27 protein-coding genes are annotated in these 26,423 nt (G+C 46.5%); 6 read left to right on the top strand and 21 right to left on the bottom strand.

The genetic code is table 11. The features are described 5' to 3' along the window. Positions 1-192: 192 nt before the first annotated feature. Positions 193-459 carry a UPF0223 family protein gene (locus KNP04_RS08690; protein WP_214748331.1) on the bottom strand — a complete coding sequence of 89 codons (267 nt, stop codon included), beginning with the start codon at positions 457-459 and terminating at the stop codon, positions 193-195. Between the two features lie 160 nt (positions 460-619). On the opposite strand from KNP04_RS08690, the gene KNP04_RS08685 reads away from it, so the two are divergent. Further along, the gene (locus KNP04_RS08685) at positions 620-2,101 is read left to right on the top strand and encodes an aminotransferase class I/II-fold pyridoxal phosphate-dependent enzyme (RefSeq protein ID WP_214875350.1); all 1,482 of its coding nucleotides are present in this window, start codon (positions 620-622) and stop codon (positions 2,099-2,101) included. A gap of 118 nt (positions 2,102-2,219) precedes the next feature. Here KNP04_RS08685 and KNP04_RS08680 read toward each other — a convergent pair whose 3' ends face one another. Next, complete coding sequence (locus tag KNP04_RS08680) at positions 2,220-2,525, bottom strand: DUF3055 domain-containing protein (RefSeq protein ID WP_074034985.1); 306 nt, start codon at positions 2,523-2,525, stop codon at positions 2,220-2,222. A 75-nt stretch (positions 2,526-2,600) separates the two neighbouring features. Between KNP04_RS08680 and aac(6') the strand changes: the two genes are divergently transcribed. Then, complete coding sequence (gene aac(6'), locus KNP04_RS08675; RefSeq protein WP_214875349.1) at positions 2,601-3,050, top strand: aminoglycoside 6'-N-acetyltransferase; 450 nt, start codon at positions 2,601-2,603, stop codon at positions 3,048-3,050. A gap of 20 nt (positions 3,051-3,070) precedes the next feature. On the opposite strand, the gene lpdA is transcribed toward aac(6'), so the two are convergent. The 4 genes from lpdA to pdhA form a co-directional block, all read right to left on the bottom strand. Continuing rightward, the gene (gene lpdA, locus KNP04_RS08670) at positions 3,071-4,483 is read right to left on the bottom strand and encodes a dihydrolipoyl dehydrogenase (protein ID WP_074034989.1); all 1,413 of its coding nucleotides are present in this window, start codon (positions 4,481-4,483) and stop codon (positions 3,071-3,073) included. A gap of 4 nt (positions 4,484-4,487) precedes the next feature. Then, positions 4,488-5,777: a dihydrolipoamide acetyltransferase family protein gene (locus KNP04_RS08665; protein WP_214875348.1), complete on the bottom strand. Its 1,290-nt coding sequence runs from the start codon at positions 5,775-5,777 to the stop codon at positions 4,488-4,490. Positions 5,778-5,855: 78 nt separating this feature from the next. Beyond that, positions 5,856-6,833, bottom strand: a complete 978-nt coding sequence (locus tag KNP04_RS08660) for an alpha-ketoacid dehydrogenase subunit beta (RefSeq protein ID WP_214875347.1) — start codon at positions 6,831-6,833, stop codon at positions 5,856-5,858. A 3-nt stretch (positions 6,834-6,836) separates the two neighbouring features. Beyond that, positions 6,837-7,922: a pyruvate dehydrogenase (acetyl-transferring) E1 component subunit alpha gene (gene pdhA / locus KNP04_RS08655; RefSeq protein WP_015881258.1), complete on the bottom strand. Its 1,086-nt coding sequence runs from the start codon at positions 7,920-7,922 to the stop codon at positions 6,837-6,839. A 331-nt stretch (positions 7,923-8,253) separates the two neighbouring features. Here pdhA and def point away from each other — a divergent pair, with 331 nt between their 5' ends. Together def and KNP04_RS08645 are read left to right on the top strand one after the other, a co-directional pair. Beyond that, the gene (gene def / locus KNP04_RS08650; RefSeq protein WP_214875346.1) at positions 8,254-8,793 is read left to right on the top strand and encodes a peptide deformylase; all 540 of its coding nucleotides are present in this window, start codon (positions 8,254-8,256) and stop codon (positions 8,791-8,793) included. Position 8,794: 1 nt separating this feature from the next. Next, positions 8,795-10,420 (top strand): alpha/beta hydrolase, encoded by a 1,626-nt coding sequence (locus KNP04_RS08645; RefSeq protein WP_214695573.1) that lies wholly within the window; start codon positions 8,795-8,797, stop codon positions 10,418-10,420. Positions 10,421-10,459: 39 nt separating this feature from the next. Here the strand turns inward: KNP04_RS08645 and KNP04_RS08640 are convergent, their stop codons facing one another. Continuing rightward, positions 10,460-11,917 carry a phospholipase D family protein gene (locus KNP04_RS08640; RefSeq protein ID WP_214819545.1) on the bottom strand — a complete coding sequence of 486 codons (1,458 nt, stop codon included), beginning with the start codon at positions 11,915-11,917 and terminating at the stop codon, positions 10,460-10,462. Between the two features lie 60 nt (positions 11,918-11,977). Continuing rightward, the gene (gene rnjA / locus KNP04_RS08635; RefSeq protein WP_015881254.1) at positions 11,978-13,645 is read right to left on the bottom strand and encodes a ribonuclease J1; all 1,668 of its coding nucleotides are present in this window, start codon (positions 13,643-13,645) and stop codon (positions 11,978-11,980) included. Positions 13,646-13,845: 200 nt separating this feature from the next. Here rnjA and KNP04_RS08630 point away from each other — a divergent pair, with 200 nt between their 5' ends. Beyond that, positions 13,846-14,634 carry a Cof-type HAD-IIB family hydrolase gene (locus KNP04_RS08630; protein WP_214819543.1) on the top strand — a complete coding sequence of 263 codons (789 nt, stop codon included), beginning with the start codon at positions 13,846-13,848 and terminating at the stop codon, positions 14,632-14,634. Between the two features lie 79 nt (positions 14,635-14,713). Here the strand turns inward: KNP04_RS08630 and KNP04_RS08625 are convergent, their stop codons facing one another. The 5 genes from KNP04_RS08625 to KNP04_RS08605 all read right to left on the bottom strand — a co-directional run bounded on the left by KNP04_RS08625 (position 14,714) and on the right by KNP04_RS08605 (position 20,198). Next, positions 14,714-15,376 (bottom strand): potassium channel family protein, encoded by a 663-nt coding sequence (locus tag KNP04_RS08625; protein WP_074035000.1) that lies wholly within the window; start codon positions 15,374-15,376, stop codon positions 14,714-14,716. 131 nt (positions 15,377-15,507) lie between these two features. After that, positions 15,508-16,539, bottom strand: a complete 1,032-nt coding sequence (locus KNP04_RS08620) for a cytochrome d ubiquinol oxidase subunit II (protein WP_214748358.1) — start codon at positions 16,537-16,539, stop codon at positions 15,508-15,510. A 14-nt stretch (positions 16,540-16,553) separates the two neighbouring features. Next, the gene (locus KNP04_RS08615) at positions 16,554-17,942 is read right to left on the bottom strand and encodes a cytochrome ubiquinol oxidase subunit I (protein ID WP_214875345.1); all 1,389 of its coding nucleotides are present in this window, start codon (positions 17,940-17,942) and stop codon (positions 16,554-16,556) included. Positions 17,943-18,201: 259 nt separating this feature from the next. Then, on the bottom strand, positions 18,202-19,323 hold the full coding sequence (locus tag KNP04_RS08610; protein ID WP_074035009.1) for an N-acetyldiaminopimelate deacetylase: 1,122 nt from the start codon (positions 19,321-19,323) through the stop codon (positions 18,202-18,204). Continuing rightward, positions 19,320-20,198 (bottom strand): transcriptional regulator CcpC, encoded by an 879-nt coding sequence (locus KNP04_RS08605; protein ID WP_214785219.1) that lies wholly within the window; start codon positions 20,196-20,198, stop codon positions 19,320-19,322. The genes KNP04_RS08610 and KNP04_RS08605 overlap by 4 nt, the downstream gene beginning before the upstream one ends. A 108-nt stretch (positions 20,199-20,306) precedes the next feature. Between KNP04_RS08605 and KNP04_RS08600 the strand changes: the two genes are divergently transcribed. After that, positions 20,307-20,693 (top strand): disulfide bond formation protein B, encoded by a 387-nt coding sequence (locus KNP04_RS08600; protein WP_214748368.1) that lies wholly within the window; start codon positions 20,307-20,309, stop codon positions 20,691-20,693. 45 nt (positions 20,694-20,738) lie between these two features. On the opposite strand, the gene nadE is transcribed toward KNP04_RS08600, so the two are convergent. From nadE to KNP04_RS08560, 8 genes are all read right to left on the bottom strand, one after another. Continuing rightward, complete coding sequence (nadE, locus tag KNP04_RS08595) at positions 20,739-21,554, bottom strand: ammonia-dependent NAD(+) synthetase (RefSeq protein ID WP_214748371.1); 816 nt, start codon at positions 21,552-21,554, stop codon at positions 20,739-20,741. 111 nt (positions 21,555-21,665) lie between these two features. Beyond that, positions 21,666-22,460: a BsuPI-related putative proteinase inhibitor gene (locus tag KNP04_RS08590; protein ID WP_214819536.1), complete on the bottom strand. Its 795-nt coding sequence runs from the start codon at positions 22,458-22,460 to the stop codon at positions 21,666-21,668. Between the two features lie 99 nt (positions 22,461-22,559). Continuing rightward, on the bottom strand, positions 22,560-22,754 hold the full coding sequence (locus tag KNP04_RS08585; protein ID WP_214695545.1) for a hypothetical protein: 195 nt from the start codon (positions 22,752-22,754) through the stop codon (positions 22,560-22,562). Positions 22,755-22,999: 245 nt separating this feature from the next. Next, on the bottom strand, positions 23,000-24,091 hold the full coding sequence (locus KNP04_RS08580) for a virulence factor (RefSeq protein ID WP_214819534.1): 1,092 nt from the start codon (positions 24,089-24,091) through the stop codon (positions 23,000-23,002). An 84-nt stretch (positions 24,092-24,175) separates the two neighbouring features. Then, positions 24,176-24,415, bottom strand: coding sequence for a hypothetical protein (locus KNP04_RS08575; protein ID WP_074035023.1), 240 nt, complete (start codon positions 24,413-24,415; stop codon positions 24,176-24,178). 68 nt (positions 24,416-24,483) lie between these two features. After that, positions 24,484-25,044, bottom strand: a complete 561-nt coding sequence (locus KNP04_RS08570; RefSeq protein ID WP_214819531.1) for an NADPH-dependent FMN reductase — start codon at positions 25,042-25,044, stop codon at positions 24,484-24,486. Beyond that, positions 25,031-25,750: an alpha/beta fold hydrolase gene (locus KNP04_RS08565; RefSeq protein ID WP_214875344.1), complete on the bottom strand. Its 720-nt coding sequence runs from the start codon at positions 25,748-25,750 to the stop codon at positions 25,031-25,033. Before KNP04_RS08565 ends, KNP04_RS08570 begins: the two co-directional genes overlap by 14 nt. After that, positions 25,747-26,322 carry a GNAT family N-acetyltransferase gene (locus KNP04_RS08560; RefSeq protein WP_214819527.1) on the bottom strand — a complete coding sequence of 192 codons (576 nt, stop codon included), beginning with the start codon at positions 26,320-26,322 and terminating at the stop codon, positions 25,747-25,749. The genes KNP04_RS08565 and KNP04_RS08560 overlap by 4 nt, the downstream gene beginning before the upstream one ends. Positions 26,323-26,423: the final 101 nt, after the last annotated feature.

The raw sequence follows: 26,423 nt of genomic DNA, 5'->3' as shown, positions 1-26,423 counted from the left end.
AGTTGAATTGAGTATATCAGATAAAATTCGAAAAAGAAAGAGAATTGTCTGACTATTTTGAATTTTTTATCTTAATGGATATATTCCCAATTTCAATCCCCTTAAACCTGAATAAGTGTTAGATAACTGTACCCGACTTTTAAGAAGTAATAACAAAAAAGCATGCCTGAATTTGCACGGGCATGCTCGGACTTACAATTTAATCATTTTGCTCGATGACTTCATCGCTGCCTGAACGGTACGATACGTAGAATATCCAGTCTGTTCATCGTGAACCGCGTTCAGTTGTTTCTCTTCTGACTTAGATGTTACGATTTGCTTGAAGGCTCGATACGCGTCTAGGAAAACCTCACGCTCGACTCCACCTTCGTTCGCTTGTGCGACGACATTATAAAACTCGACGACCTCGATCAATTCATCGGTCGTCCAATCCGGATTAATCGGATAATTGATTTGCATATTGTTCACCTCGACACTCATTGTATCAACAAAAAAAACTATTGCAAGTTACGTCAGAAATCTCTATAGTTTTTTTGTTGCTTCTTTTTTTTTAAAAAAACATATAACGTAACGATATCATTCATCTAATAAATAAACTGATTCCAAGGGGGATTTACGATTGAAATTAAAAGGTGCTACTCAGCTCGAAACGCCACTATTTGACACGTTACTTGAACATGTCGACTCAAATCCGATTGCGTTCCATATTCCTGGTCACAAGAGCGGGAAAGGGATGGATCCGGAGTTTCGTGGCTTTATTGGCGAAAACGCCCTAAAAATTGATTTGATTAACATTGCCCCACTCGATGACCTTCATCATCCAAAAGCGGCAATCGCTGAAGCGGAACGCTTGGCGGCAGAGGCGTTCCGTGCTGATGAGACCTTTTTCTCCGTTCAAGGAACGTCGAGTGCCATCATGGCGATGATCATGGGCGTCGTCGGACCGAATGAGAAAATCATCGTTCCACGTAACGTGCACAAATCGGTCATGTCCGCGCTCGTCTTGACGGGTGCACACCCGGTCTTCATCCACCCAGAATTCGATGAGACGTACGGCATCGCGCACGGGATTACAGCAAGTGCCGTAGAACGTGCACTCGAGCTTCACCCTGATACAAAAGCCGTACTCGTCATCAACCCGACTTATTTCGGTGTCGCGGGTGATTTGGAGCGCATCGTTGACGTCGCTCATGCACAAGATGTACCCGTACTTGTCGATGAGGCACACGGTGTCCATCTTCCGTTTCACGATGAACTCCCACTCTCGGCAATGCAAGCGGGAGCGGACGTGGCGGCAACGAGCGTGCATAAACTTGGCGGATCGATGACAGGAAGTTCCATCTTGAACGTGCGCCGTGGTCTCGTTTCACCAGAGCGGATACATGCGATGCTTTCGATGATCACGACGACTTCAACATCATACTTGCTCCTTGCTTCTCTTGATGCGGCGCGTCGACAGCTTGCTACGAAAGGTCATATGATGAACGAACGTGCGCTTGACCTTGCTCGAGCAGCACGGACAGCAATCGGTCAAATGCCAAACTTGTCGGTTTACGGACACGCGGAGCTTCACTCAGAATCGACTTATGCACTCGATGAGACAAAAGTTCTCGTATCTGTTCGCGAGCTCGGTGTGACAGGATTTGAAGTCGAGAAGTACCTTCGTGAGAAACACCGCATCGAAGTCGAAATGTCAGATTTATTGAACGTGCTCTTCATTGTTACGTCAGCAGACGATGAGTCGACGATTCAAGCATTGATTGAAGCGATGCGTGACGTCGTGTCCGTTTATCAGAAGTCTGGGAATGACTCACTCTCAATCATGCTTCCTGAAATCCCGCCATTGGCTCTTAGCCCGCGTGATGCATTTTATGAAGAGACGGAGACGATCCCTCTTGAGAACGCCGTCGGACGCATTTCAGCTGAATTCATTATGGTGTACCCACCAGGAATTCCAATCATCATTCCAGGTGAATTGATCACAACGTCGACACTCGAATACATCATGGCCAACATCGAAGCCGGTCTCCCGGTTCAAGGTCTTGAAGATGAGTCTCTTCAAATGATTAAAGTCATCCAACAAACAAAAGCGATTCGCTAAATAAAAAATGAGCCGGTCATAGTGACCGGCTCATTTTTTATGTCATCTCAGAAAAGGTGGCTGTAGATGATCGAATTGCTTCCCCTATTGCCTATTATAAGAAAACGCTTACATGTTTTCAAGTGTCAATTTCTTCAGATGCTTCTGTTTTTTCAACTAGGCAGAGTCGTAAAAATTCAGCGACGTGTTCTGTATCATTCAAGTTAATGCCGAGCATCGGATACAATTGACGGGGCTCTTCTAGCGCATGCAGATCGAGAAGGGCCGATTGACCCGTTTGCATACAGACAACTAATACCTTGCCCATGAATTGATGTGTATAGACGAAACCAAAGTCATAGCGGGCAGCTTCTGTCTCAATCCCGGTGAAACGTACACGACTCGTCTCGGATACGGTATATAATAACTCCTCATCGAATGCCATCAGGATTCCCTCCCTTCTCTCTTCACAAGTATTTTCCTTTATACTACAAGTATGAAACCTAAGGAGAGAGTCATCATGAAAATTGAGTATGCCAAACCGTCAAACCAAGAAGCACTCGCGCAATTGATGCATGAGCTATGGCCCGACGCCCCGATTGAGGAATTGCGGATGGAAGTCAAACTCGGTCTTGCTTCAAAAAAAATGCATTACTTCATCGCATCTTCTGACACAAAAGCGATTGGATTTTGCCAGCTCAGCTTCCGGCATGACTATGTGCCAGGTTCAAGCATGTCTCCGACAGCCTATGTGGAAGGAATCTATGTCATTGAAGCAGAGCGTCAAAGAGGTGTCGCCGCCCGTCTGATTGATGCTGCCTCAACATTCGCGGCACGTCATGGTTGTATCGAACTGGCATCAGATACCGAACTTGAAAACGAGAGCAGCCAACAGTTCCACGAGAAAATCGGATTCCAAGAAGTCGAACGCGTCGTCACCTATATCAAAAAACTCTCTCACGAAAAGTGAGAGAGTTTTTATTGACATTCTTATTTAACGACGTGGATTGGCATACCCATTGCGATTTCAGCAGCTTCCATTGCCATCTCACCGAGTGATGGGTGAGCGTGGATTGTAAGTGCGATATCTTCAGCAGTCATACCAGCTTCGATTGCGAGACCAAGCTCAGCAATCATATCTGATGCACCAGTACCCGCGATTTGAGCACCGATCAAGAGACCGTCCTCTTTGCGAGTGATGAGCTTCATGAAGCCGTCTGGCTCGTCAAGTGCAAGTGCACGACCGTTCGCTGCGAATGGGAATTTCGAAACTGTGATTTCGAGTCCTTCTTCTTTTGCGAGTGGTTCAGTGTAACCAACCGTTGCAAGTTCAGGATCTGTGAAGACGACTGCAGGGATTGCAGAGTAGTCGAGGTAAGCTGGCTTACCTGCTGCTGCTTCCGCTGCGATTTTCGCTTCGTAAGATGCTTTGTGTGCAAGTGGTGGTCCAGGAACGATATCACCGATTGCATAGATGTTTTCGTTCGAAGTCTTACACTGGTCATCGATTTCGATGATTCCACGGTCGCTGATTTTAACGTCCGCGTTCTCAAGGCCGATGTCGCCTGTGTTTGGACGACGACCAACTGTGACGAGGACATAGTCCGCTTCAACAGATTGCTCTTCACCGTTTACTTCAAACTTAACAGTTACGCCGTCTTCCGTTTCTTCGACACCTTTAGCAAGTGCGTTTGTGTGGATTGTGACGTTCCCTTTTTGTTTGAGTTTCTTCTTAACGATTTGCGTCATTTGTGGTTCGAAACCAGACAAGATGTCGCTAGCGCCTTCTACAACAACTACTTCTGTATCGAAGTTAGCGTATGCCGTACCGAGCTCCATACCGATGTATCCACCGCCGATGACGACGAGTTTCTTCGGTACTTCAGGAAGTGCCAATGCGCCAGTTGAAGAAAGGACGCGTTTTGACCATTTGAACGATGGAATCTCGATTGGTGTAGAACCAGTCGCAACGATCGCTTTTTTGAATTTGTAAGGAGTTGAGCTGTCTTCTGTGATGACACGAACTGTGTCTTCAGAAGCGAAGAAAGCTTCACCTTGAACGATTTCAATCTTGTTCCCTTTAAGGAGACCTTTGACACCGCCAGTCAATTTGTTAACAACTGACTGTTTCCAGTCTTGAACTTTTGTGAAGTCCACTGACACGTTGTCAGACGAGATTCCCATTGAATCATGTCCTTTAGCGTGTTGGAAGTTGTGTCCAGCTGTGATCAACGCTTTCGATGGGATACATCCGACGTTTAGGCAGACACCACCGAAGTTGCCTTTCTCAACGATTGTTACTTTCATTCCGAGCTGTGCGCCACGGATTGCGGCAACGTATCCACCAGGACCGGCACCGATGACAAGCAAATCAGTTTCTTGTGCGAATTCTCCTACTACCATGTTCTTATCCCTCCATCATTAGAAGTGCTGGGTCTTCGAGCAAGCGTTTCACCATGTTAAGAGCGTTCTGTGCAGTCGCACCGTCGATGAGGCGGTGGTCAAAGCTGAATGAAAGTGCAAGTACTGGCGCAGCAACGATTTCACCGTTCTTCACGACAGCTTTCTCAGCGATACGGCCGATACCGAGAATTGCAACTTCTGGGTGGTTGATGACAGGTGTGAACCATTGTCCACCAGCAGAACCGATGTTTGTGATTGTGATCGATCCGCCTTTCATGTCTTCCCCAGCGAGCTTACCTTCACGAGCTTTACCTGCAAGTTCGTTAATGTTTGTAGCAAGTGCATAGATTGATTTACGGTCTGCATCTTTTACGACTGGTACAACGAGTCCGTTGTCCGTGTCAGCTGCGATACCGATGTTGTAATAGTTTTTGTAAACGATTTCTTCGTTCACATCATCGATTGAAGCGTTGATTGTTGGGAATGCTTTCGCTGCAGCAGTCAATGCTTTCACGACGAATGGCAAGTACGTGAGTTTCACGCCTTGGTCAGCCGCGACTTGTTTGAAGTCTTTGCGGAGTGCGACGAGTTTTGTAACGTCGACTTCGTCCATGAGCGTAACGTGTGGTGCAGTGTGTTTCGAGTTAACCATAGCTTTCGAGATGGCTTTACGGATTCCACGGATTTTCTCACGTGTTTCAAGTTCTGGAGTCGCTGACTCGTAAGGCTTGATTTCCGTTTTCGCAGCTGCTGCTGGTGCTACAGAATCTGTTTTCTCTGTTGTAGCTTCTGCAGACGGTGCTTCACCGTTCGCGAATGCATCAATGTCTTCTTTCAAGACGCGACCGTTGTCGCCAGAACCGTTTACTTCACGGATGTCGACACCTTTTTCACGTGCATATTTACGGACAGATGGCATTGCGATGACACGCTCAGATTTGTGAAGTTGAACGTCGCGTGGCGCGTCTTCTTTCACATCTTCTTTCACGTCTTCTGTCTTCTCTTCTGCTTTCGGTTGTTCAGGTGCTTCTTCTTCACCTGCTGGTGCGTCGCCTTCGATGTCAAACGAAATGAGGACGTCGCCGACTACGGCAACTGTACCTTCAGAAACTTTAACTTCTTTGACTGTACCGTCGACTGGAGCTGGGATTTCAACGACTGCTTTGTCGTTTTGTACTTCTAAAAGAACATCGTCCTCTTTGACCGTATCCCCTGCTTTTACGAACCACTTGACGATTTCACCTTCGTGAATACCTTCACCGATATCTGGTAATTTAAATTCAAATACTGCCACTGGTTTTTCCTCCCATCAATTCATCATGTAAACACGACAAGGGAGAACATTCTCCCTCATCGTTTATTCAACACGATCTTAGAAGTTCACAACTTCCTTAACTTTTGCAACGACATCTTTATGGTCTGGTAACCACATGTCTTCACCTTGTGCAAATGCAAAGACTGTGTCTGGTGCAGTTACTCGAAGAACTGGTGCTTCGAGGTGAAGAATTGCGCGTTCTTGAATTTCAGTTACAACGTTCGCTGCGATACCTGCTTGACGTTGTGCCTCTTGAACGACGATCGCACGACCTGTTTTCTTAACAGATTCTACGATTGTGTCGATATCAAGCGGGCTCACTGTCATGAGGTCGATGACTTCAACGTTGATGTTTTCTTTTTCGAGTTCTTCCGCTGCTTTAAGTGAAGTATGCACCATCGCACCGTAAGTGATGATTGAAACGTCTGTACCTTCACGTTTCACATCTGCTTTACCGAGTTCGATTGTGTAATCACCTTCAGGTACTTCGTCACGGAATGAACGATACAATTTCATGTGCTCGAGGAACACAACTGGGTCGTTGTCACGGATTGACGCGATCAACAAACCTTTTGCATCGTAAGGAGTCGATGGAATAACGACTTTAAGACCAGGTGTCTGAGCCATCAAACCTTCAAGGCTATCCGCGTGAAGCTCAGGTGTCTTAACTCCACCACCGAATGGTGAACGGATTGTGATTGGTTGGCTGTAAGCGCCGCCTGAACGGTAACGCATACGTGCCATTTGAGCTGCGATTGAGTCAAACACTTCGAATACGAATCCGAAGAACTGGACTTCCATGATTGGACGGAATCCAGTAAGACCTAGACCGATTGCAAGACCACCAATCCCTGATTCAGCGAGTGGCGTGTCGAAGACACGGTCTTCGCCGAGCTCGTCTTGGAGACCTTCCGTCGCACGGAATACCCCACCGTTTTTACCAACGTCTTCTCCGAAGAGAAGTACTTTCTCGTCGCGTTTCATTTCAACGCGCATCGCATCAGTAATCGCTTGGATCATTGTCATTTGAGCCATAACTTACTTCGACTCCTTTGCAGTATATTCTTCAAGCTGTTCTTTCAAGTTTGAAGGAAGTTCTTCGAACATGTTGTTGATGAAGTCCGAAACTTTTTGTTTTGGTTCTTTGTCAGCTTGGCTGATTGCTTCTTTCACATCAGCTTTCGCTTGCTCGATCACTTCGTTCTCCATGTCTTCGTTCCAGAGTTTCTTGTTCTCAAGGAAGAGACGGAAACGCACGAGTGGATCTTTTTCTTGATACTCTGTGTCGAGTTCTTTTGTACGGTAACGTGTTGGGTCATCCCCAGCGAGCGTGTGTGGTCCGTAACGGTAAGTGAGTGACTCGATGAGTGTTGGCGTTCCTTCGAGTGCATCTACGCGAGCTTGTTGTGTCGCTGCAAGCACTGCAAGAACGTCCATTCCGTCTACTTGGATTCCGTTGATTCCAGCTGCAACAGCTTTTTGCGCGATCGTTTTAGCTGCTGTTTGCTTTTCAACTGGCGTCGAAATAGCGAAGCGGTTGTTTTGAACGACGAAGATTGCTGGTGATTTGAATGCACCTGCAAAGTTCAATCCTTCGTAGAAGTCACCTTGTGATGAGCCACCGTCACCTGTGTAAGTAATAGCGACATTTTTGTTGCCGTTGCGTTTGAGGCCCATAGCCACACCCGCAGTTTGAATGATTTGTGCACCGATGATGATTTGCGGCATCAATACGTTGACACCTTCAGGGATGCGGTTTCCTGCCACGTGTCCACGTGAGAACAAGAACGCTTGATAAAGCGGAAGTCCGTGGAATACGAGTTGTGGAATATCACGGTATCCTGGAAGGATCCAGTCCTCTTTGTCGAGCGCGTATTGCGTCCCGATCATCGTCGCTTCTTGACCTGCCACTGGCGCGTAGAATCCTAGGCGTCCTTGACGGTTAAGTGAGATGGCGCGTTGGTCCCAGATTCGAGTATAGACCATGCGGCGCATGAGTTCCTGAAGTTGCTCGTCCGTTAGGTCAGGCATTGCGTCTTGGTTGACGACCTCACCCTTCTCGTCGAGAATACGGAACGTTTGGAAGTTTTCTTCCACGTTTTGAAGTACCTGAACGTTGTTCATTCGTTTCACCTCATCCTTTCAACTATGAGACAATTGTCTTTTTTGTGATCAAACACTATCTCAAATCTTACGTGTATCTGTCCAAAAAAGCAATCTGTATTAACGTAATTCAGGAAAGTTATGCTCTCCTGCCGTTTCCTAGTTAGTATAAAACGGGTTGTTATAATAACGCAAAAAATATGCTTACTGAAATAAAACGCTTACATTCAAGGGATATGACATTCATTTTGCCTCTGTATCATTTTCGTTTCACCTTCTGTACCATCCACATTCTTCTCCTTTTAAATATGATATAATCAATCATATATGTTTTATAGAAAGGAAGTTGCACATGTTAACGATGAAAGACGTCATTCGCGAAGGAGACGAACGACTCCGCACACGTTCAATTGAAGTACCGATTCCGCCAACCGAAGAGGACTTGGCGCTACTTGACGAGATGGAGACGTTCCTCGTCAATAGTCAAGACCCAGAGATGAGCGAAAAATACGAGTTACGAGGTGGTGTCGGAATCGCCGCGCCACAACTCGGTGTAACCCGTCGTTTCTTCACAGTCTTGCTACAAGAAGAGGAAGAAACGTTCAAACTCTCGATTTTCAATCCTAAAATCACAAGCCACTCCGTCGAACAGACATTTTTAAATGGTGGGGAAGGATGTTTGTCGGTCGACCGCGTGGTCAAAGGAAATGTACCTCGTTTTCGTCGAATCACATTAGAAGGGTTTGACCGAGACGGACAACCAATTAAGCTTCGTCTTCGGGGTATGCGCGCGATCGTGTGTCAGCACGAGCTCGACCATTTGGACGGTATTTTATTCTATGACCGAATCAATACGTCGAATCCGCTAGACACATACGGCGAACCGATCTAACATGTTTAGCTCGAGAAAAAGGGCACTGTTGTTACTATTCCCATTTTTATTTCTTTTAATCGGCGGATGTGTGCGCATTAATTACGATGCGACCGTGCATTACGATCAATCCGTTTCACTCGAAACCACTTATGCTTTCCGCGACCACCCAGTGATGAAGTTGCTCAATCTCAGGCTCGACTGGGATACGTGGAAGGAGCAGGCCGAGGATAATGGGTACGAGACTGAAGATTATTCGAGCGCCGATGATTATGAAGGGATGGTCTTGAAGAAGACGTTCCGCAATGTGGATGAGTTACAACAGATTAAAGAAGAATGGAAAACCGGTCCAGCCGGAATTCTCGTCCCACCTGACATTCAATTCGATATCGAGCAACGAGAAGGCATCTGGTTCGACTCTTACACGATGCAGACGAACCTCGATCTTCGACTTGATCAGGTTGACTTACCGGGTGTCGAACTATCGGGCTCCCCGAAGAAATTAGCGGAGCGATATATCCGTCAAGCCGATATCCGGTTTAATCTGACTGTTCCGACCGGTGTGTTCGTGGAAGACGGGACTGGCCTTGACCTTCGCTCCATGAAGCATGTCGAGTGGCAAGTGTACGGTGGTCGCCAAAATAATTTAACACTCGTCGCCCATGTGCCAAACGTTAAAGCATGGGTGATCACCATCATCGTATTTGTGGGAGCGATTATTTTAGGGTATTTCATTTGGCGCAAGTATCGAAAAAACGTCGGTAACCCTAGGGAAACATCGATTCGTTCGCGCCTGTTAGGGTTATTGATTGTCTCCCTTTCACTCGTATTGATTGTCGGGACATTCCGACAAGAATTGGCGAATGAGCGACAATCCGAGGCGATTCGCCAAGCGTCGCAGACGAACGAGTTTATCCCCACTTTCGCGGTGCATGGTCTACTCGGGACTGACCGAACGTTCCTCCGCTTCTCGCAAGCGATGGAAGAGAGTGGTCAGGCTACCGACGGCGCCCTTTGTACGGTAACTGTCAAAGGAAAAACCGATTGCGAAATTTATGACTATAGCTCGAATCGTCCAATCGTTCGAATCGAGTTCGAGGATGCAGAAGCTTCTTTGAACAATCAAACGAAATGGTTAAATTCAGCCATTGAAACGTATAAGAAAACGAGAAACCGCTCATTCGATCGCATGTATATCCTCGGTCATAGTATGGGTGGCGTTGCAGCAGCCAACTACATTTTGAATCAGGAGACATACATCGTCGACAAGTTCGTCACGTTTGATAGTCCATTCGGCGGCACTCGACTCGCAAACTTTGGCCTATCGGCTAGTAACTTTGGAATCAACACAGGTAGCCCAGCTATCCGTGACTTATCACCCAACTCGGACGGGCTACAAGCGTTCCAGTCAAAACTGGAGACATGGCCACGATCCGTACAAGTGCTATCCTTCTCTGGACGAGGCGGCGAGTTCAATCTGATTGAGCCGGAGAGTTCTCTGTTACTAGAAGAATATACAAATAACATTCAAACAGAGACCGTACCGTACGATCATTTCTCGCTTCACCGTAAGAGTGACGTCTTGAAAGAGACCGGGAAATTCTTATATGAGTATACGAATGAGTTTAATCCAATCGAGACGAACTAACGTCAAAACAGCTATCCCCAATTTGAGGATAGCTGTTTTTTAGTACGTCATCGTCCATGTCACTTTTTGAAGCCAATACATCACATACTTTCCAAGCGGGATGTCGGTTTGAATCTCGTCATATGCCACTGTGTACGTTCCATTCTCGTTATTCCATAAGCGATTGAAATAATCGTCTACTTCATCAAAGAAAACTGTATCCTCTTCTCCTTTTACCTCGACGTCTGCCTCTAGGTTGTAATCGTTCATATTTCGTGTCGTATAATTTCCGGAACCTAAGACGACTGTCTTCTCTTCTCCATCCACATATAGGATTTTTGGATGATATTGTTCCTTGCCGACATCATACCAACGAATTTCGATCTGTTCAGGATTGACGGTATTCAGTTCTGCCGTTACAGGTAAGTTCGGCAATCCCGATTTTGAGCGACCAAAAGCGTTCGTATTGGGGTCGAGAATCATGTTCACGGTCACACCTCGGCCAGCGGCATCCTCAATCGCTTGAATAATATTTCGGTCAGCCAAGTAGAACATGCCGATCCAAATCGTATCTCCGTCTTCCGCTCCATTCATCGCATCGAGCACCGACTCCTGAATCTTTCCTTCCGTTACGTAACGAATCTCCATCGGCGCATCGTTCGGCGCGCTCTCGATCTTCGATAATGCGTCATCGTCCGGGAAACGTCGTGCATCGCCTTTTGAGAACGTCGCGACTGCTTGTTCCCCTTTAGCTATCTCTTTTAAAATGGGTCCTTTTAAATGAACACCGACATTTGAGTGATACCCACTCGCATCATGCGGGTTCGCCGATAATACGAACCCTTCATTTTCTGTCACCATCACTTTTCGGTGGTTCGCTTTAATGTTCAGCAATCTTAAATACGCCCGAACGGTAATATCCGGTGCCGACGAGGCCATCGGATTCGGCAACCATCCGTCCTGACTATCCCCAAACCATTGAAGCGCCATCCGATAAAACGTGGAGTACAAAATGTTTGGGTCACGAAGTGCGTCGAGATTCGTGTACACAACTTCCACCCCCGCCTCTTCGAGCACATCGAAGTGGTCGGAGACGTGCCCGTTATACGTCGTATTGATATCGTCTGTAATAAAGACGACTTTCAAGTCCGGGTATCGCTCCATTTGCTCCAGCAGCGCTGATGATAATCGCGCCGTGATATCCGGATATTGCCGGTCTTCATTGGAATATGGATTGAATAAGAAAAAGTCCATGACGATATATTCCTCGGCTTCCTGAATCGCTCGCTCGACTTCCTTAAAAATTTCTTGCTCGACAATCTCCGTATCCTCTCCTTGATATGTCAAATCATGAAGAAAGTCGATTTGATCATCCGAAATGAGATAAGGTTCAGATTGTCGTGACACCCCATCCGGTAACGGTTTTACTTGGTGATACACAAGTGTGATGAGAAAAATGACAGCGATGATGGCTAATCCCCACTTGAGCCAGCCTTTTTTCTTTTTTTCTTTAGCCATGAGTTCCCCTCCTTCTTTACGGTTCAAAAAAAGGACTGTAGTCACCTACAGCCCGTTAGATCATACTTCCATAATAATCGGCAGGACCATCGGGTGTCTCCGCGTCTTTTGTGCCAAATACGGTGTGAGCGTATCGGATACGAGTTGCTTCATCTCCGACCACTTCATCTGTTTATTTGACAGCCCTTGCTCGACGGTTTTCTTCAACAGACGTTCGCCGTCACGAATCAAGCTACCCGATTCACGCATATAGACGAAACCACGCGAGATGATATCCGGTCCTGAAACGAGTTTACGTGTCTTGCCATCGATACTGATGACAACGACGACAAGTCCATCTTCAGAAAGGATACGACGATCCCTTAATACAATATTCCCGATATCGCCGATTCCATTCCCATCAATGTAAACGGCGTTCGCAGAAATTTTACCAGTGACCGCAGCCGACTCAGAATCGACAGCGAGCACTTCCCCGTTATCCATGACGAAGCTATTTTCTTTCGGAATCCCGACTGATTCAGCAAGCTCCGCATGTTTCTTCAACATGCGATACTCTCCGTGAATCGGCATAAAGAATTTTGGATTGAGAAGACGAATCATCAACAACTGTTCTTGTTGTGAACCGTGTCCAGACGTATGAATGTTCGTTAACTTCCCGTAAACGACGTCAGCCCCTGCTTTATACAACTGGTCAATCGTCTTGCCGACCGAAATGGCGTTCCCCGGAATCGGAGAAGATGAGAAGATGACCGTATCCCCTGGGATGATCGACACTTGACGGTGTGTCCCGTTCGCGATCCGACTAAGCGCGGCCATCGGTTCACCTTGTGAACCGGTACAAAGAATGGCAATCTCGTTCGGGTCATAGTGACGCATTTGATTCGCTTCAATGATCATCCCTTTCGGAACGTTGATGAATCCGAGCTCTTGCCCGATCGTCATGACTTTCTCCATGGAGCGACCGAAAATCATGAGGTGACGACCTGTCTCAGCACACGCATCGACGACTTGTTGTAATCGATAAATGTTCGATGCAAATGTGGCGAAGATGATTCGACCGTCCGCTTTACGGAACGTCTCGCTAATCGTCCCCCCGACGACGCTCTCACTCATCGTGAAGCCTTCGACTTCCGCATTTGTCGAGTCAGACAAGAGACAGAGCACGCCTTCTTTTCCAATCTCCGCCATCTTGGCGAGGTCGGCCGGTTCACCGACTGGAGTAAAGTCGAACTTGAAGTCACCCGTATGGACGATGTTCCCTTGTGGTGTTTTGACGACAACACCGAGCGAGTTCGGAATCGAGTGCGTCGTTCGGAAGAACGAAATGCTCGTTTTACGGAACTTGATGAGTGAATCCTCATCGATTTCGTGGAGTTCCGCCTCACGCAACAATCCATGCTCCTCGAGTTTTACTTTAATCAAACCAAGCGCAAGTTTCGTAGCGTAAATCGGTAACTGAACTTGCTTGAGTAAGAATGGAATTCCCCCGATATGGTCTTCGTGACCGTGCGTGATGAATACCCCTTTTACTTTGTCCTTGTTCTTAATCAAATACGAGTAATCCGGAATCACATAGTCAATCCCAAGCAAGTCATCCTCTGGGAACATGATTCCCGCATCGATGACGATGATTTCATCTTGGAATTGAACAACGTATGTGTTCTTCCCGATTTCTCCTAGTCCGCCTAATGCGAACACGGCTGTTTGGTGGTTCTTAACAAACTTCATTTAATCTCTCCTTACTTCAATTATTAATACATCTATGTGAAACATAAGTGATTCTCGAATATGTCCGTAAGATTCTTTTTTCATTATAGCTCATATCATGGCAATATTTCACTAACGATGTGATATTCGTGGTAGTTTCCCTATTTCGTGTTATCCTTTTAGTGGGATCGAAAAACATATTTTTTAGACAAAGAGAAAGAATGGTGAATCAAATGGAAGATCAAAAAGTTGTTTTTTTCGACATTGACGGCACACTCTTGCATGAAGGTAGCTATATTCCACCTTCAACGATTTCAGCGATTCAAGCGCTTCGTGAAAACGGCGTCGAGACATTTATCGCGACGGGACGAGGACCAGCGATGTTATCAGATATCCCGGAACGTGTCGGAATCGATAGCCTTGTTTGTTACAACGGTCAAATCGTCGTGCATAAAGGTGAAATCGTATATCGTAACACGCTATCTAAAGATGCACTCGGTCGTTTGACGACTCATGCCACTTCGAACAACCATACCCTCGTCTATCTAGGACAAGATCGCGGCGGCGCTTCAAAACCGGATGACGCCATCGTCAAGCAATCTCTTGGAGAACTCGACATGCCGATTCCGCGCTACGAACCAAACTTCCACACAGAAGAAGACGTCTATCAAACGCTCCTTTACTGTACACCTGAAGATGAGCATCACTATCTCGACGCCTATCATGAGTTCGACTTCATCCGCTGGCATCCACATGCGATGGACGTCATCAATAAAGGTGCAAGTAAAGCCGACGGCATTCGTCACTTTATCGAAGCGAACGGTTATCGACTCGAGAATACGTACGCGTTTGGAGACGCTTTGAACGACTTGGCCATGCTCCAATATGTAGGGACAGGGATTGCCATGGGAAATGCTCGTTCTGAAGCGAAAGACGTTGCGGACTTTGTGACGAAATCGATTCTTGAAGATGGCATCGAATATGGATTGAAAGCGATGAAGTTAATCTAAAAAAAGAGACCTCTTGCGTCAAACCGCCGAGTTGGATCAATCGATTCAACGATCACGGTATCGCTCAAGAGGTCTTTTTTTATTTCGAACGTAACGTCCGTTCAAGCCTGTCTAAATCGGTATCTTTTCCGATGATAATCAAAATATCTTCTGATAAGATCATCTCATCCGCCTGCGGCGAAATGATGACATCATCATCACGACGAATGGCGACAATGTTGACCCCATACTTCGCACGGAAGTCCAAATCGATGAGCGATTTGTTCGATAACTTATCTGACGCTTTAATTTCAACAATCGAATGTTCATTTGATAATTCAAGATAATCTAAAATGCTCTGGCTCATCAAACCGTTTGCGATTCGAACACCCATGTCACGTTCTGGGTGGACGATATTATCTGCACCGATGCGACGGAGAACTTTTTCATGGTAATCGTTTGTCGCTTTGACAGTGATGATTTGGACGCCAAGTTCTTTTAAGATCAACGTCGTTAAAATCGAAGCTTGAATGTTTTCACCGATGGCAACGATGACGTGTTCAAAGTTACGAATCCCCAAACTCTTCAACACGTTTTCATCTGTCGTATCCGCGATCACGGCATGAGTGGCCAAACCCATGAACTCATTGACGCGTTCTTCATCTGAATCGATGGCGAGGACGTCATATCCGTTTGAAGACAACTCACGGACGATTGACCCACCAAACCGCCCTAATCCAATGACTGCAAATTCACCTGTCATGATATTACATCCCTTTCCTACACATGTTCTCTTCTTGATTCTTCGTTCAGTGTAACTGATTCCACTTGAAAACTCTATATAAAAAAACAAGATGGGATCTCCTCCGTATGAAGGAAATCCCATCTTTTCAATTACGCTTTTCCGCTCGAACGTTTCCCGCGTACATAATCGTTGTCAAACAGGAACAAACGGAGCAACAAGTAGAGCGCCGGAACGAGAAGGAGCAATCCTAAGATGAATACGACGACGAGTGCCACCGCCATCGACTCGTTGACGACACTTCCATTGATATCGATATACGGATACAAGATATACGGTAAGTGTGAATATCCGTAGCCGAACCACGCCATGAAGAATTGTCCCATGACCATCAAGAAGGCAATCCCGTAATTTCGCTTCATATAAACGAATGAGACGGCAATCGCGAAGAAGAGGAAGCTCATTGCGAACCACCACCAGTTTCCTCCTAAGATGCTCTCGTAGTGCCAAGCCGCCTGCGACTTCAAACCGAAGAAGACGAGCCCAGAAGCAATAATCGTCGGAACGCTCCAGAAGAGCGCCCATTTTCTGACGAGTTCGACCGCATTTTGATCGCGTGCCTTGTCCGCATAGAACAAGAGGAACATCGCGCTAATATAGAGGACTGAAACAATCGCCAAGATGACGACTGTCCATGAATAAAAATTGGTGAACAACTTCGCGCCGTCAAAGAAGACGCCGTTTTCCGTCTCGGTGATGAATCCACCTTGACTGACCGTCAATACGGTCGACATCGAAGCTGGGATGAGTAATCCTGTGGCTCCGTAAAGGAACATATACAGCGTGCTTTCTTTCGACCCATAGTTCGCGAATGCGTAAAAGCTACCGCGAATCGCGAGTAAAATCAACACGACGGATGCCGGAACGAGTAACGCCGTTCCATAGTAATAAGCTGTATCCGGAAAGAATCCGACAATCCCGACGAAGAAGAAGACGAAAAACACATTCGTTACTTCCCAAGTCGGTGACAAATACCGTTTAACGAGACGGTTCACTAAGTGATCCCGTTTTGTATAACGGCTATAGAATGCGAAGAAGCCAGCACCGAAGTCAATCGATGCGACGATGAGATAGCCGTATAAGAACGTCCATAAGACGGCAATCCCTAACTCTTGAATTTGCATGTCATACCCTCCGATCACACTTCATCCGCAAACATCGCTTCACCACGATGTTCGGATTGTTTTAGTTCTTTCCCTACTGGGTTCTCTTTGAACAGACGTGATAGAACGACCACCGTGACTGTTCCGAGCACCGCATAGAGGATCGCGAAAGCGACAAGCATCCAACCGACATTCGCCGATGTCGTAGCTGCTTCACTCGTACGCATCAACTCATAAAGCGCCCACGGTTGACGACCAAATTCAGCGAAGAACCAACCGAATTCAATCGCTGCCATCGCAAGCGGTCCACCGGCTGCAATCGCAAAGAGCATCGGTTTACTGAACTGGTTCAAACGTTTAATATAACGCCCTAATACGAATAGGAAGGAGATGAGCGCTAGAAGCATCCCGATTCCGACCATCGCATCAAACAAGTAGTGAACAAAGAGCGGTGGCTGGTCTTCTTTCGCAAATTCATTGAGACCTGTCACTTCATAGTTCGGAACACCACCGGCAAGAATTGAAAGCGCGTAAGGAATTTTTAAGGCGCCTCGAACTTCATATCCGCCTTCACCGTCATCTTCTAACCAACCACCAAGAATCAACTCAGCCTCGGAGGAGGTTTCAAAATGCCATTCCGCTGCTGCTAATTTATCCGGCTGATATTGTGCCAAATACTTACCTGAGAAGTCTCCGACAAGTGCTGTCGCAATCGCAAAAATCAAAGCGACTGTCATCGTCAAGCGAAGACCTTTTTTGTGATATTCAATCGACATCTTGTCGAGTTGATTACGACGTTGACGTAACAACTGTACAGCTGCAATCGCTGCTAGGATGAACGCAGACGTTAAAATCGCAGACGTCAGTACGTGTGCCATCTTCGTCGGCATAGCTGGACTAAACATCGCTTCAAGCGGACTGACGTTCGCTAAACGACCATCGACAATATCGAACCCTACTGGTTGGTTCATAAAGCTGTTTACCGTTGTGATAAAGAACCCAGAGAATAATGCACCGACTGCGACTGGAATCCCGAGTAGCATGTGATGCCACGGGTTTTTAAACCGATCCCACGTATACAAGTAAATCCCAAGGAAAATCGCTTCGAAGAAGAAAGCGAACGTCTCCATGAATAGTGGAAGTGCAATCGTTTGACCCGCGACGCGCATCAAGTTCGGCCATAATAGCGAAAGCTGTAGACCGATTGCTGTACCCGTTACAACCCCGACAGCTACTGTCACGACATACCCGCGTGACCACCGGCGAGCCATAAGGGTATATTTCGGGTCTTTTTTACGAATTCCTAAAAATTCTGCCAATAAGATTAAAAGTGGAACCCCGACGCCGAGTGTGGCAAAAATCACATGAAAACCTAATGTGAGTGCCGTCAATGCTCGGCTCATCAGGACAGGATCTTGAAACATCTATTGATTACCTCCTATCTCTCTCTATCGCTTCGAACCCATGTATGAAACGACAATCACAGATGAATACCCTTCGATACTTCCATCATAATGATTTTATATTGCGCTGTAATGTCTCAATGCTCGAGTTTGCAAAATGTTCACATTTGAGCAATCGCCACAGAATTGTCGCTTTACATTCATATTTGATTCCCTTTTTGCTCACACTTCACTCTTTTTGGGGCACACTAAAAGCGGTCTCAATGGAGACCGCTTCGTGTTATTGAATCATGACCGTGCGGAAATAGTGGTCAAACAATTCGATGGCTACTTCAATCGCTCGTTCGTCCGGGTTGAGTGTCGATTGATGGAGACCCGACCCCATATCGTTCACACCTAGCCAAACCATGAATCCAGGAACTTGTTTCAGCATATATCCGAAGTCTTCCCCTGTCATGGCAGGAACACATGTCTTATACGAATACCCTACCTCTTCGACCGCTTCTTCGAACTGATAAAGATAGCGCTCATCGTTGACGACCTCATGATAACGATTGCCGAATTCAAGGTCGATCTGAACATTATACGTCATTTCGACACCGGCGATGATTTGACGAATTCGGCTCTCGAGTACAACCATCTCCTTGTCAGATAACGCTCGTACCGTTCCATCTAACTTGGCTGTATCGGCGATGATGTTCTCTTTTGTTCCCGCTGCGACTTTCCCGATGCTGACGACCGCACTTCCCATCGGATCAATGTTCCGTGAAACGATGGTTTGCAGTTGCATGATGAGGGCGGCTTGGACGATAACGGCATCAATTCCTGCGTGAGGGAATGCACCGTGCCCTCCCTTTCCATGAATCGTAATATGGAGTTCACGTGCACTTGCGAATAATACACCTGGTCTAGAAGCTACCATCCCGACCGGATATTCAGGCGCGACATGTAATCCAAATAGCGCGTCCGGACGGAAGTGATAGAATAATTCGGATTTCGCCATCGGTTCTGCCCCGCCTGGCCCTTCTTCAGCTGGTTGGAAGAAGACAACAAGATGGTGGTTGAACGGGACTTCGACCGCTCGTTTGATTAATCCGAGCGCGATAGACATATGGACATCATGACCGCACGCATGCATCATACCCTCGTGAATCGATGCAAACTCCAATCCGGTCTCCTCGGTAATCGGCAACCCATCCATGTCGGCTCGGTACCCGATTGTCTTCTCCCCGACGAGACCATCCACGCGAACGAAAAGACCCGTCCGCCAGTGCGTGATATGAACACGCGGCGAATCGAGCGAACGGATCAGTTGTTCGAGAGTCGCCTGTGTTTTGAATTCTTCATATCCAGCTTCCGGGATTAAATGCAGTTGTCTTCTTGCTTCGATTGCCCAATTCATGATTCAGTCTCCTTCGTAACTTCTTCAACAATGTTCCAAAATGCTTGTACTTGTGCCAATTCCAACATCGATTCTGTCGACAGCATCCACGTGTCCCGAACGAGCGGGACACCACTCGAGGACGTCAACGGAATCTTGTTCATTTCATTGACATCTTTAATGGTCGACTCCGGTAAAATGGCGAAGCCGATTCCATGTAACGCCATCTGTTTACACGTTTCAATCTGGTCTACGACGAGTGTGGTGAGCGGCGGGCTCGAAAATCGTTCCTGCCACCATTCTAATATTTCCTGGTAATATGTCGAGTCGCTCTTAAATTGAATAAATGATCGTTCGTTATTTTTTAGTTGGGACAGGTCTGTCATTTTTAAATCGACCAAGTGTAAGGAGTCAGAGAACAGCTTCATCCGCTCCCCGCGCCAATCCGGATTTCCTCGAATGATGCCGATATGAAAATTCTCCTCAAGCATGTAACGCATCATTTCACTCGACCATCCGGTGACTAACTTGACACGGACAGACGGATATCGCTCCACGAACGTCTTTAACACTTTCGGGAGCCAATACTGACCCATGATGGAAGCAACAGCAATCTTTAACGTCCCGTATACTTCTCCAGGATTTGCTGTGAGCTCGCTTCGCAACTCTTGTTCTTCACTGTACATCTTCTTGGCGAACTCGATGATTTTCTCCCCATCTGGCGTCAAGGCAAGACCGCGTGTCGAACGGACAAAAATCTTTTTTCCCCATTGATGTTCAATCGTCACGAGCCGTTGACTGAGCGCCGGTTGAGAGACGAATAACCGCTCCGCCGCTTTGCGCATATTCAATTCTTCTGCAAGGATAATTAACACTTCTACTTCCGATACTTGCATGACGTCACCTGTTTCTCTATCGTTTGAAAGATTGTATACTGAATAAGTATTTGTTTCAATGTATCATATCATGTTTATTCATCAATTTGATTGTTAGGAGGAAATCTGATGCAACGTCATCATTTCGCCTTTATCGTTGCGACCGTCGCGACGCTTGGCAGCCTTTACTTCTCTGAAGTCATGCTTTTCTTACCATGTAAACTGTGTTGGTTCCAACGCATCTTTATGTATCCACTCGCCATCTATTACTTGACGATCATGTTGACCGCCCGTGATGTGAATCGATTGTTCGTCGGAATCATGGCCGGTGCCGGCTGGTGTATCAGTCTCTATCACGTCATCCTAGAACGTATTCCGAACGGAGAAGCCTTCTGCACGAACGACTGCCTCATTCGCTGGGTGAATTATTTCGGCTTTGTTACCATCCCACTTCTCAGTTTCATCGCCTTTACATGTATTCTCATCATCCAATTCGTCCCGTTCAAAAAAGCGTAAGACATACAAAGGAGAAGCCGTCATCAAGACGGCTTCTCCTTTCTCTTATTGCCACCACTCGTCGTACAGTGAAGCAGGCATATGATGCTTATGACGTGAACGTTTGAAAATCGTCTCAATCCGCTCTGCAATCACCGGATCGATGGATTTACCTTCTAAATAATCATCTAATTGGTCATATGTCATGCCAAGCGCCACTTCGTCAGGCAGGCCAGGACGACCGTCTTCAAGATCTGCTGTCGGCACTTTATAAATGACTCGTTCATGCGCCTCTAGTTCGTGAAGCAACGCCTTCCCTTGACGTTTGTTCAAACCAGTCAACGGTGTGAGGTCACACGCCCCGTCTCCATGTTTCGTGTAGAATCCCGTCACATATTCCGCTGCATGGTCCGTACCGACGACAAGGGCACCAAACGTTGCCGCGATGTCATATTGCGCCTTCATCCGTTCACGCGCTTTCGTGTTCCCTTTATGGAAGTCACTCAACTCAAGACCCGTCGCTTGTCGGAACGCTTCTACCGATGCGTCGACGGCAGGCTTGATATTGACAGTGAGGGACTTGTCCGGACGGATGAACTCGAGGGCGAGTTGGGCATCATCTTCATCATGTTGTTCGCCATACGGTAATCTTACCGCATAAAACGTGTAGTCCCCCGCATCTTCTGCTCGTAGTTCTTCCATGGCGAGCTGACATAACTTCCCTGCCAAACTCGAGTCTTGTCCCCCTGAAATTCCGAGGACAAGTCCTTTTGCACCGGCACGTTTCACATACGCTTTCAAGAAATCGATTCGTTGACGAATCTCTGCCTGCGGATCGATGGTCGGTTTGACATGTGTTGATTCGATAATATGTTGTTGCATGAATGACCCTCCCATAATTCTCTCATTTCGTTTTATTGTCTGATAATTCACAAACCCCGTCAACTAGCGATATACAAAAGAAAGACGGAAACATTCGTTTCCGTCTCATGATTATTGAATTTGGAATGACGTAACTTCTCCACCAATCGGTGTCAATTCGAGGAATAATTTTTGACCTTCCGCTGGCGCTTCATCGAGTAACACACCAAATGTGAAGCTTCCACCCGTCACTTCTGCCGCACCTTGTGCATATAAGTTATGCCCGTCTGACACAGACCATTCAAACTCTACTTCTTCCGTGAAGCCACTGACTTGAATCATCGTATCATTCACATCGATTGTCACATCGCGGAACGCACCGTCTGTTTGCGGTTCAGATGCAGGCGTTTCTTCTGGCGTTTCAGTTGTGTCCTCGTCTGGCTCTTCTACAGCTCGTTCAACAGTGAAGGACGTCTCATCCGTCACAGCGATTTCTGGTGCTCCATCGACTTGACCGAGTCCGATCACTTCGACCGAGTATTCACCAGCTGCCAATTCTAATGGAAATACCTCATCAAAGATCTTTTGTTCATCCGCTTCCCACGTCTCTTCGATAATCGATTCCGTGAACATATATTTGCTACCATAGTCAAATACGGTTTCGTCACCTTGTTTGATAATCAATTGGAAGCGTTGTGAAGAGTTGAACGTCACTTTCGCCGCCTCTTCATTCGGGTTTGTCATCTTGACAGTTGCCGATAATGTATTGGCTGACGCATCATATGCCATTTCCGTATCAAGTGTTAATGGAGCTGGTGGTTCAGACGAATCGCTATTCACTTGACTCGGTTTCGCCTCTTCTTTTCCACATGCTGCTACGACTAGTATGATTGCCGTCACGACGGCGAGTAACCAAGTTTTTTTCATGGATCCCACTCTCCTCAACAAAATAAAAAAACGTCTATAGCACTAGTGTATACAAAGTGCAGACGTTTGTAATGATTTTCCTTATATTATTTACCTTTTTTACGAAACTTTAGCTTGTTCCATGTACTGTTGCCAACCGGTCATGAACAACGAATCAGCGATATCGAGATCAGACCGGACTTGAGCCGAAATGGAGAACGTCTCACTATGCATCGATTCAAACGTGACGACCATCGTCTCTCCTACCACTTCTTTATAAGCTACAAGTTCAGGCGTTTCTGCAAACAACATCATAAGTATGGCTCCTTTGTTCATCTGTGATAAACCTAGTGTACCAATATGAAACCAAGATGTAGGTCCTATCGTTCGACAGGGGAACAGTGACATTTTACCTATTGTCGAAACGCTTACATCAAATGTTAGTCAAATGGTGAAATGTGCATATAAGAGATCGAAAAAGAGAGGAAATCCGCCTTGCGGACCCCTCTCCTTTCCTGAAAATGTAAATGAAATTGATTCATCACATGTCGAACGAAACATCACTTCGTACGGTTTGAAATTTGTTGCCATACTGTTCCGAGAGCCGTTTCTCCGCTTGTAATGCGTTCTTTCGCGAGTCGTGCCTGCAACGAAACTTCAAATTCGCGGTCTTGTTCGGCAACTGTCAAAGCCGAAACAGCGCGTTCGTCTCCACAATCGAACAAGAAACGAGCCGCACGCCAACGGACAAGTTTATTTTTGTCTTTCAGCGCCTCGATCATCGAAGGTTGAGATTGAGGTAATGCCCAATCTGAGACAGTGTCCCCAGCCGTACGTCGCACAATCGGAGAAGCGTCCACAAGAGCTTGTTCGATATATGTGACATATTCCTCACGACGTTCTTCAAACATCCCGATCATGACGACAGCTTGTCGGCGAATCGCCATCACGGAATCTTCGAGTGCACGGCGGAAATACACCATATTCTCGTCTTGAATGTCTAATTCGTCTAAGAAAGCCATCCGGTCTTTCCAATTGTCAGATTGCAAGTGGTTCGCATTTGCTTCAAAGTCAGCCTCGCGCCCAAACGCTCGAGCCACGATGCGCTCCACTCGTTCTTGTGGATACGCAGCTTCTAATTCTTCCTGAGCGACGACACTGACCTCATCCAATTCACCATAGCGTGGGGCTTGTTCTACCCAACGACGGTCTTGAATGACGTTCTTCACCTGTGCTTGAACTTCCATGGCCGCGTCGACGAATCGTTTCGACAGCCCGATTCGTTTTTCCTCGTCCCCTTTGACGAGCTTCAACTGCATCGGGACATCAAGCACGAACTGGACGGATACATGGACCGGCTCATAATCCGTATCCATTTGTGTAGATTCGACTTCCTCGACCTGTTCCCCGAACGCCCGTCGGATTTCATTCATGACGTCGTGCCAGTCATGTTTCGGATGACGCTCAACGGCAAGAAAATCAGATACCGCATATACCGATTTGACGCCTCGAAGACCAACGATTTCTTGAATAATCGTCGGGGCATCGGTACTCGCTTTGTCGTATGTGGTGCCTCTCCCCTCAAACGGAGGGTCCACAATAATCTTTAGGTTATTCGGACTTGGTGTCGGTTCAATTGCTACTAGTTTCATTCTCATCACCTCTCTCTCAATCGTGACGAAAATGCCAAAAAAACGCAAGCGAGTCGCTTGCGTTCAACCAACCATCTATTCTATTTAGAACAACGCGATAAACTGTTGGAGTGAATACGTCGTGCCGTCCACAGTAAACGTGTCGTCCTCTGAAATCGGTTCAAGGAAGAAACGTTTTTCACCATTCTCTTTTACGTAACCAAAAATATGATTAGATTGATAGAACAATTCAACAATCGTCATCCGTCCAAACGTCATTCCATCGTTCATTACCGCCCGATCACCTAATTCGCCGCCATTGTACAGTTCGATGTAAGTTTCCATTTTGGTGTCGCTCCTCTTGTGTTTGTTTTCACAATTCCTTTCTATCAAACAAAAAGAGCGACTTCAAGTTAATTTTTTGCGTTACGCTTCCAAAATTCAATCCATTTACGATACTCCAATAATGTTTTATTGATTTGATGAATCGATTTCTCATCATGCAATCCAGTATCATCTATCTTCTCTTTACAATGTGTGATGAAAATTTCATTTCCCGGTAAAACATTTGCACGATTTGTGGCAAATACTTGTCGGAGATGAATTTGACATCTGGCCGTTCCGAGGATGCCCGGAGAGGCACCAGCAATCATAACCGGTTTATCTCGAAGCGGCGTCCCCGGCTCGAGAGAGAGCCAGTCGATTGCATTTTTTAAAACGCCTGGAATGCTATGGTTATATTCAGGTGTGACAATCAATAACCCGTCGGCTTCTCGAACGGACTGCTTCAAAGCGGCCACAGCTTCTGGTTCATCCGGATCAATCAAGTCGTCGTTGAACAGCGGGAGCTCGATGGAGACGACTTCAATATCAAAATCATCTTGAGCCAGTTCAATAATCGAATGCAAAAGAGCGGTATTAAAAGACTTCTTTCGAAGACTCCCCGACATGGCAATTAATTTATATTTTCCCATGCTCTACCTCCTGAATCCACTTATTCACGATCTCTGCTTCTTCCATCGGGTCTTCCATCATCCCCATATGACTGTATGGGACAATCGCTGTCATATGACGTTCTGCACCTAAAAACGCCCGTTCCTCATTCATATTCGGGTCTTTTGATCCATAAATGAATAAGCCGGGAAGGTCCGTTGTTTCGACGGTCCTCACTTCGTCTTCACGATCCCGAATCGCCCGTTGCGCGTTCACAACCCCTTCAACAGACATCTCGTATCCAATCTCGATTGCTTGTTGAATGAGTATAGGATTCGATTCCTTCGAAAAGACATTCGGGATCATCCCGTCGATAAACGACTTTACCCCTTCTTCAATGACCTTGTTGATTGCACCGTTCCGTTTTTCTTTTGCTTCTTCTGAATCAGAGGCAGCGGTCGAATGCATCAATCCAAAGCCGGACAATTCTTCAGCATAGCGACGAACAAGGTTGGTCGTCACATATCCTCCGAATGAATGTCCGATAACGAGTGGTTGTTCAAGATTTCGAAGTCGAATCTCTTCTATGACCCAATCTGCGAACTGGTCCATCGTTTCCGGCCCGACTTCCGTTCCCGCATGACCCGGAAGTGTGAGTGCATGAACTTCGGCGTTCAATAACGGTTCTAACTGTTCAAAGTATGTTGGCGAACCGCACAATCCATGTAACAATACGAGTGCTTTCATATCATCGAGTGCTCCTTTTCTTCCCATTCTGTTTTGAGTAGCCGATACATCGTCAAATCCATGAATCGACCATGGCTGTATGCATAATCATGTAAGAGGCCTTCTTCTATAAATCCGAGCTTTTGTACGAGGCGATTCGACCCCTCATTCCCTGGTGCCACCAAGGCGGAGATTCGGTGAAACTTGAACTCTTCGAATCCATGTTGGATGACGGCAGTCGCCGCCTCAAAAGCCACCCCTTGTCTCCAATAATGGGGCGAGACTTCGAATCCGATTTCAGCCCGGTAATATTGGGGCGTCCAATTATGAAAACCGATTGTGCCGACCAACTCGTTTGTCAATCGATCGCAGATGGCCCAACGAATCGCCTTGCCTTGTTGGAACTGGTCTTTGAAATAGGCGATGACATTTTTCGCCTCATAAACAGCAAGCAACGGGTCCGATCCATAATAACGCATCACTTCTTCAGTGGATAAGATGGTATAAAGTGCTCTAGCATCACGCGGTTCTAGCTCTCGCAGGATAAACCGGGGCGTAGCGAGCTCAGGAAAACTACGTTTCAATCCCCACATGTGGAACCCGCCTTTCCTATTCATTTCCTCAAGTATACTTCTCTTTTCCCAAATGTATCGAACTCAACCCTCTTGAACCGTCTCAAGATAGCGGAACTCAT

The organism is Exiguobacterium sp. CH10, assembly GCF_018617635.1.
Taxonomy (GTDB): Bacteria; Bacillota; Bacilli; order Exiguobacteriales; family Exiguobacteriaceae; genus Exiguobacterium; species Exiguobacterium aestuarii_A.
The sequence above is the reverse complement of the archived record's forward strand: the minus strand, read 5'-3'. Positions and strand labels throughout refer to the sequence as shown.

Bases quoted from the DNA above. Each gene is read 5' to 3' on its own strand.
- KNP04_RS08620 (WP_214748358.1), bottom strand. From the start codon at position 16,539: ATGCAAATTCAAGAGTTAGGGATTGCCGTCTTATGGACGTTCTTATAC.
- KNP04_RS08630 (WP_214819543.1), top strand. From the start codon at position 13,846: ATGGTGAATCAAATGGAAGATCAAAAAGTTGTTTTTTTCGACATTGAC.
- KNP04_RS08570 (WP_214819531.1), bottom strand. From the start codon at position 25,044: ATGGGAAAATATAAATTAATTGCCATGTCGGGGAGTCTTCGAAAGAAG.
- KNP04_RS08610 (WP_074035009.1), bottom strand. From the start codon at position 19,323: ATGAATTGGGCAATCGAAGCAAGAAGACAACTGCATTTAATCCCGGAA.
- lpdA (WP_074034989.1), bottom strand. From the start codon at position 4,483: ATGGTAGTAGGAGAATTCGCACAAGAAACTGATTTGCTTGTCATCGGT.
- rnjA (WP_015881254.1), bottom strand. From the start codon at position 13,645: ATGAAGTTTGTTAAGAACCACCAAACAGCCGTGTTCGCATTAGGCGGA.
- KNP04_RS08640 (WP_214819545.1), bottom strand. From the start codon at position 11,917: ATGGCTAAAGAAAAAAAGAAAAAAGGCTGGCTCAAGTGGGGATTAGCC.
- nadE (WP_214748371.1), bottom strand. From the start codon at position 21,554: ATGCAACAACATATTATCGAATCAACACATGTCAAACCGACCATCGAT.
- KNP04_RS08645 (WP_214695573.1), top strand. From the start codon at position 8,795: ATGTTTAGCTCGAGAAAAAGGGCACTGTTGTTACTATTCCCATTTTTA.
- KNP04_RS08560 (WP_214819527.1), bottom strand. From the start codon at position 26,322: ATGTGGGGATTGAAACGTAGTTTTCCTGAGCTCGCTACGCCCCGGTTT.
- KNP04_RS08580 (WP_214819534.1), bottom strand. From the start codon at position 24,091: ATGAAACTAGTAGCAATTGAACCGACACCAAGTCCGAATAACCTAAAG.
- KNP04_RS08680 (WP_074034985.1), bottom strand. From the start codon at position 2,525: ATGGCATTCGATGAGGAGTTATTATATACCGTATCCGAGACGAGTCGT.
- KNP04_RS08600 (WP_214748368.1), top strand. From the start codon at position 20,307: ATGCAACGTCATCATTTCGCCTTTATCGTTGCGACCGTCGCGACGCTT.
- KNP04_RS08575 (WP_074035023.1), bottom strand. From the start codon at position 24,415: ATGGAAACTTACATCGAACTGTACAATGGCGGCGAATTAGGTGATCGG.
- KNP04_RS08605 (WP_214785219.1), bottom strand. From the start codon at position 20,198: ATGCAAGTATCGGAAGTAGAAGTGTTAATTATCCTTGCAGAAGAATTG.
- def (WP_214875346.1), top strand. From the start codon at position 8,254: ATGTTAACGATGAAAGACGTCATTCGCGAAGGAGACGAACGACTCCGC.
- KNP04_RS08615 (WP_214875345.1), bottom strand. From the start codon at position 17,942: ATGTTTCAAGATCCTGTCCTGATGAGCCGAGCATTGACGGCACTCACA.
- KNP04_RS08660 (WP_214875347.1), bottom strand. From the start codon at position 6,833: ATGGCTCAAATGACAATGATCCAAGCGATTACTGATGCGATGCGCGTT.
- KNP04_RS08585 (WP_214695545.1), bottom strand. From the start codon at position 22,754: ATGATGTTGTTTGCAGAAACGCCTGAACTTGTAGCTTATAAAGAAGTG.
- KNP04_RS08690 (WP_214748331.1), bottom strand. From the start codon at position 459: ATGCAAATCAATTATCCGATTAATCCGGATTGGACGACCGATGAATTG.
- KNP04_RS08625 (WP_074035000.1), bottom strand. From the start codon at position 15,376: ATGACAGGTGAATTTGCAGTCATTGGATTAGGGCGGTTTGGTGGGTCA.
- KNP04_RS08590 (WP_214819536.1), bottom strand. From the start codon at position 22,460: ATGAAAAAAACTTGGTTACTCGCCGTCGTGACGGCAATCATACTAGTC.
- KNP04_RS08565 (WP_214875344.1), bottom strand. From the start codon at position 25,750: ATGAAAGCACTCGTATTGTTACATGGATTGTGCGGTTCGCCAACATAC.
- pdhA (WP_015881258.1), bottom strand. From the start codon at position 7,922: ATGAACAACGTTCAGGTACTTCAAAACGTGGAAGAAAACTTCCAAACG.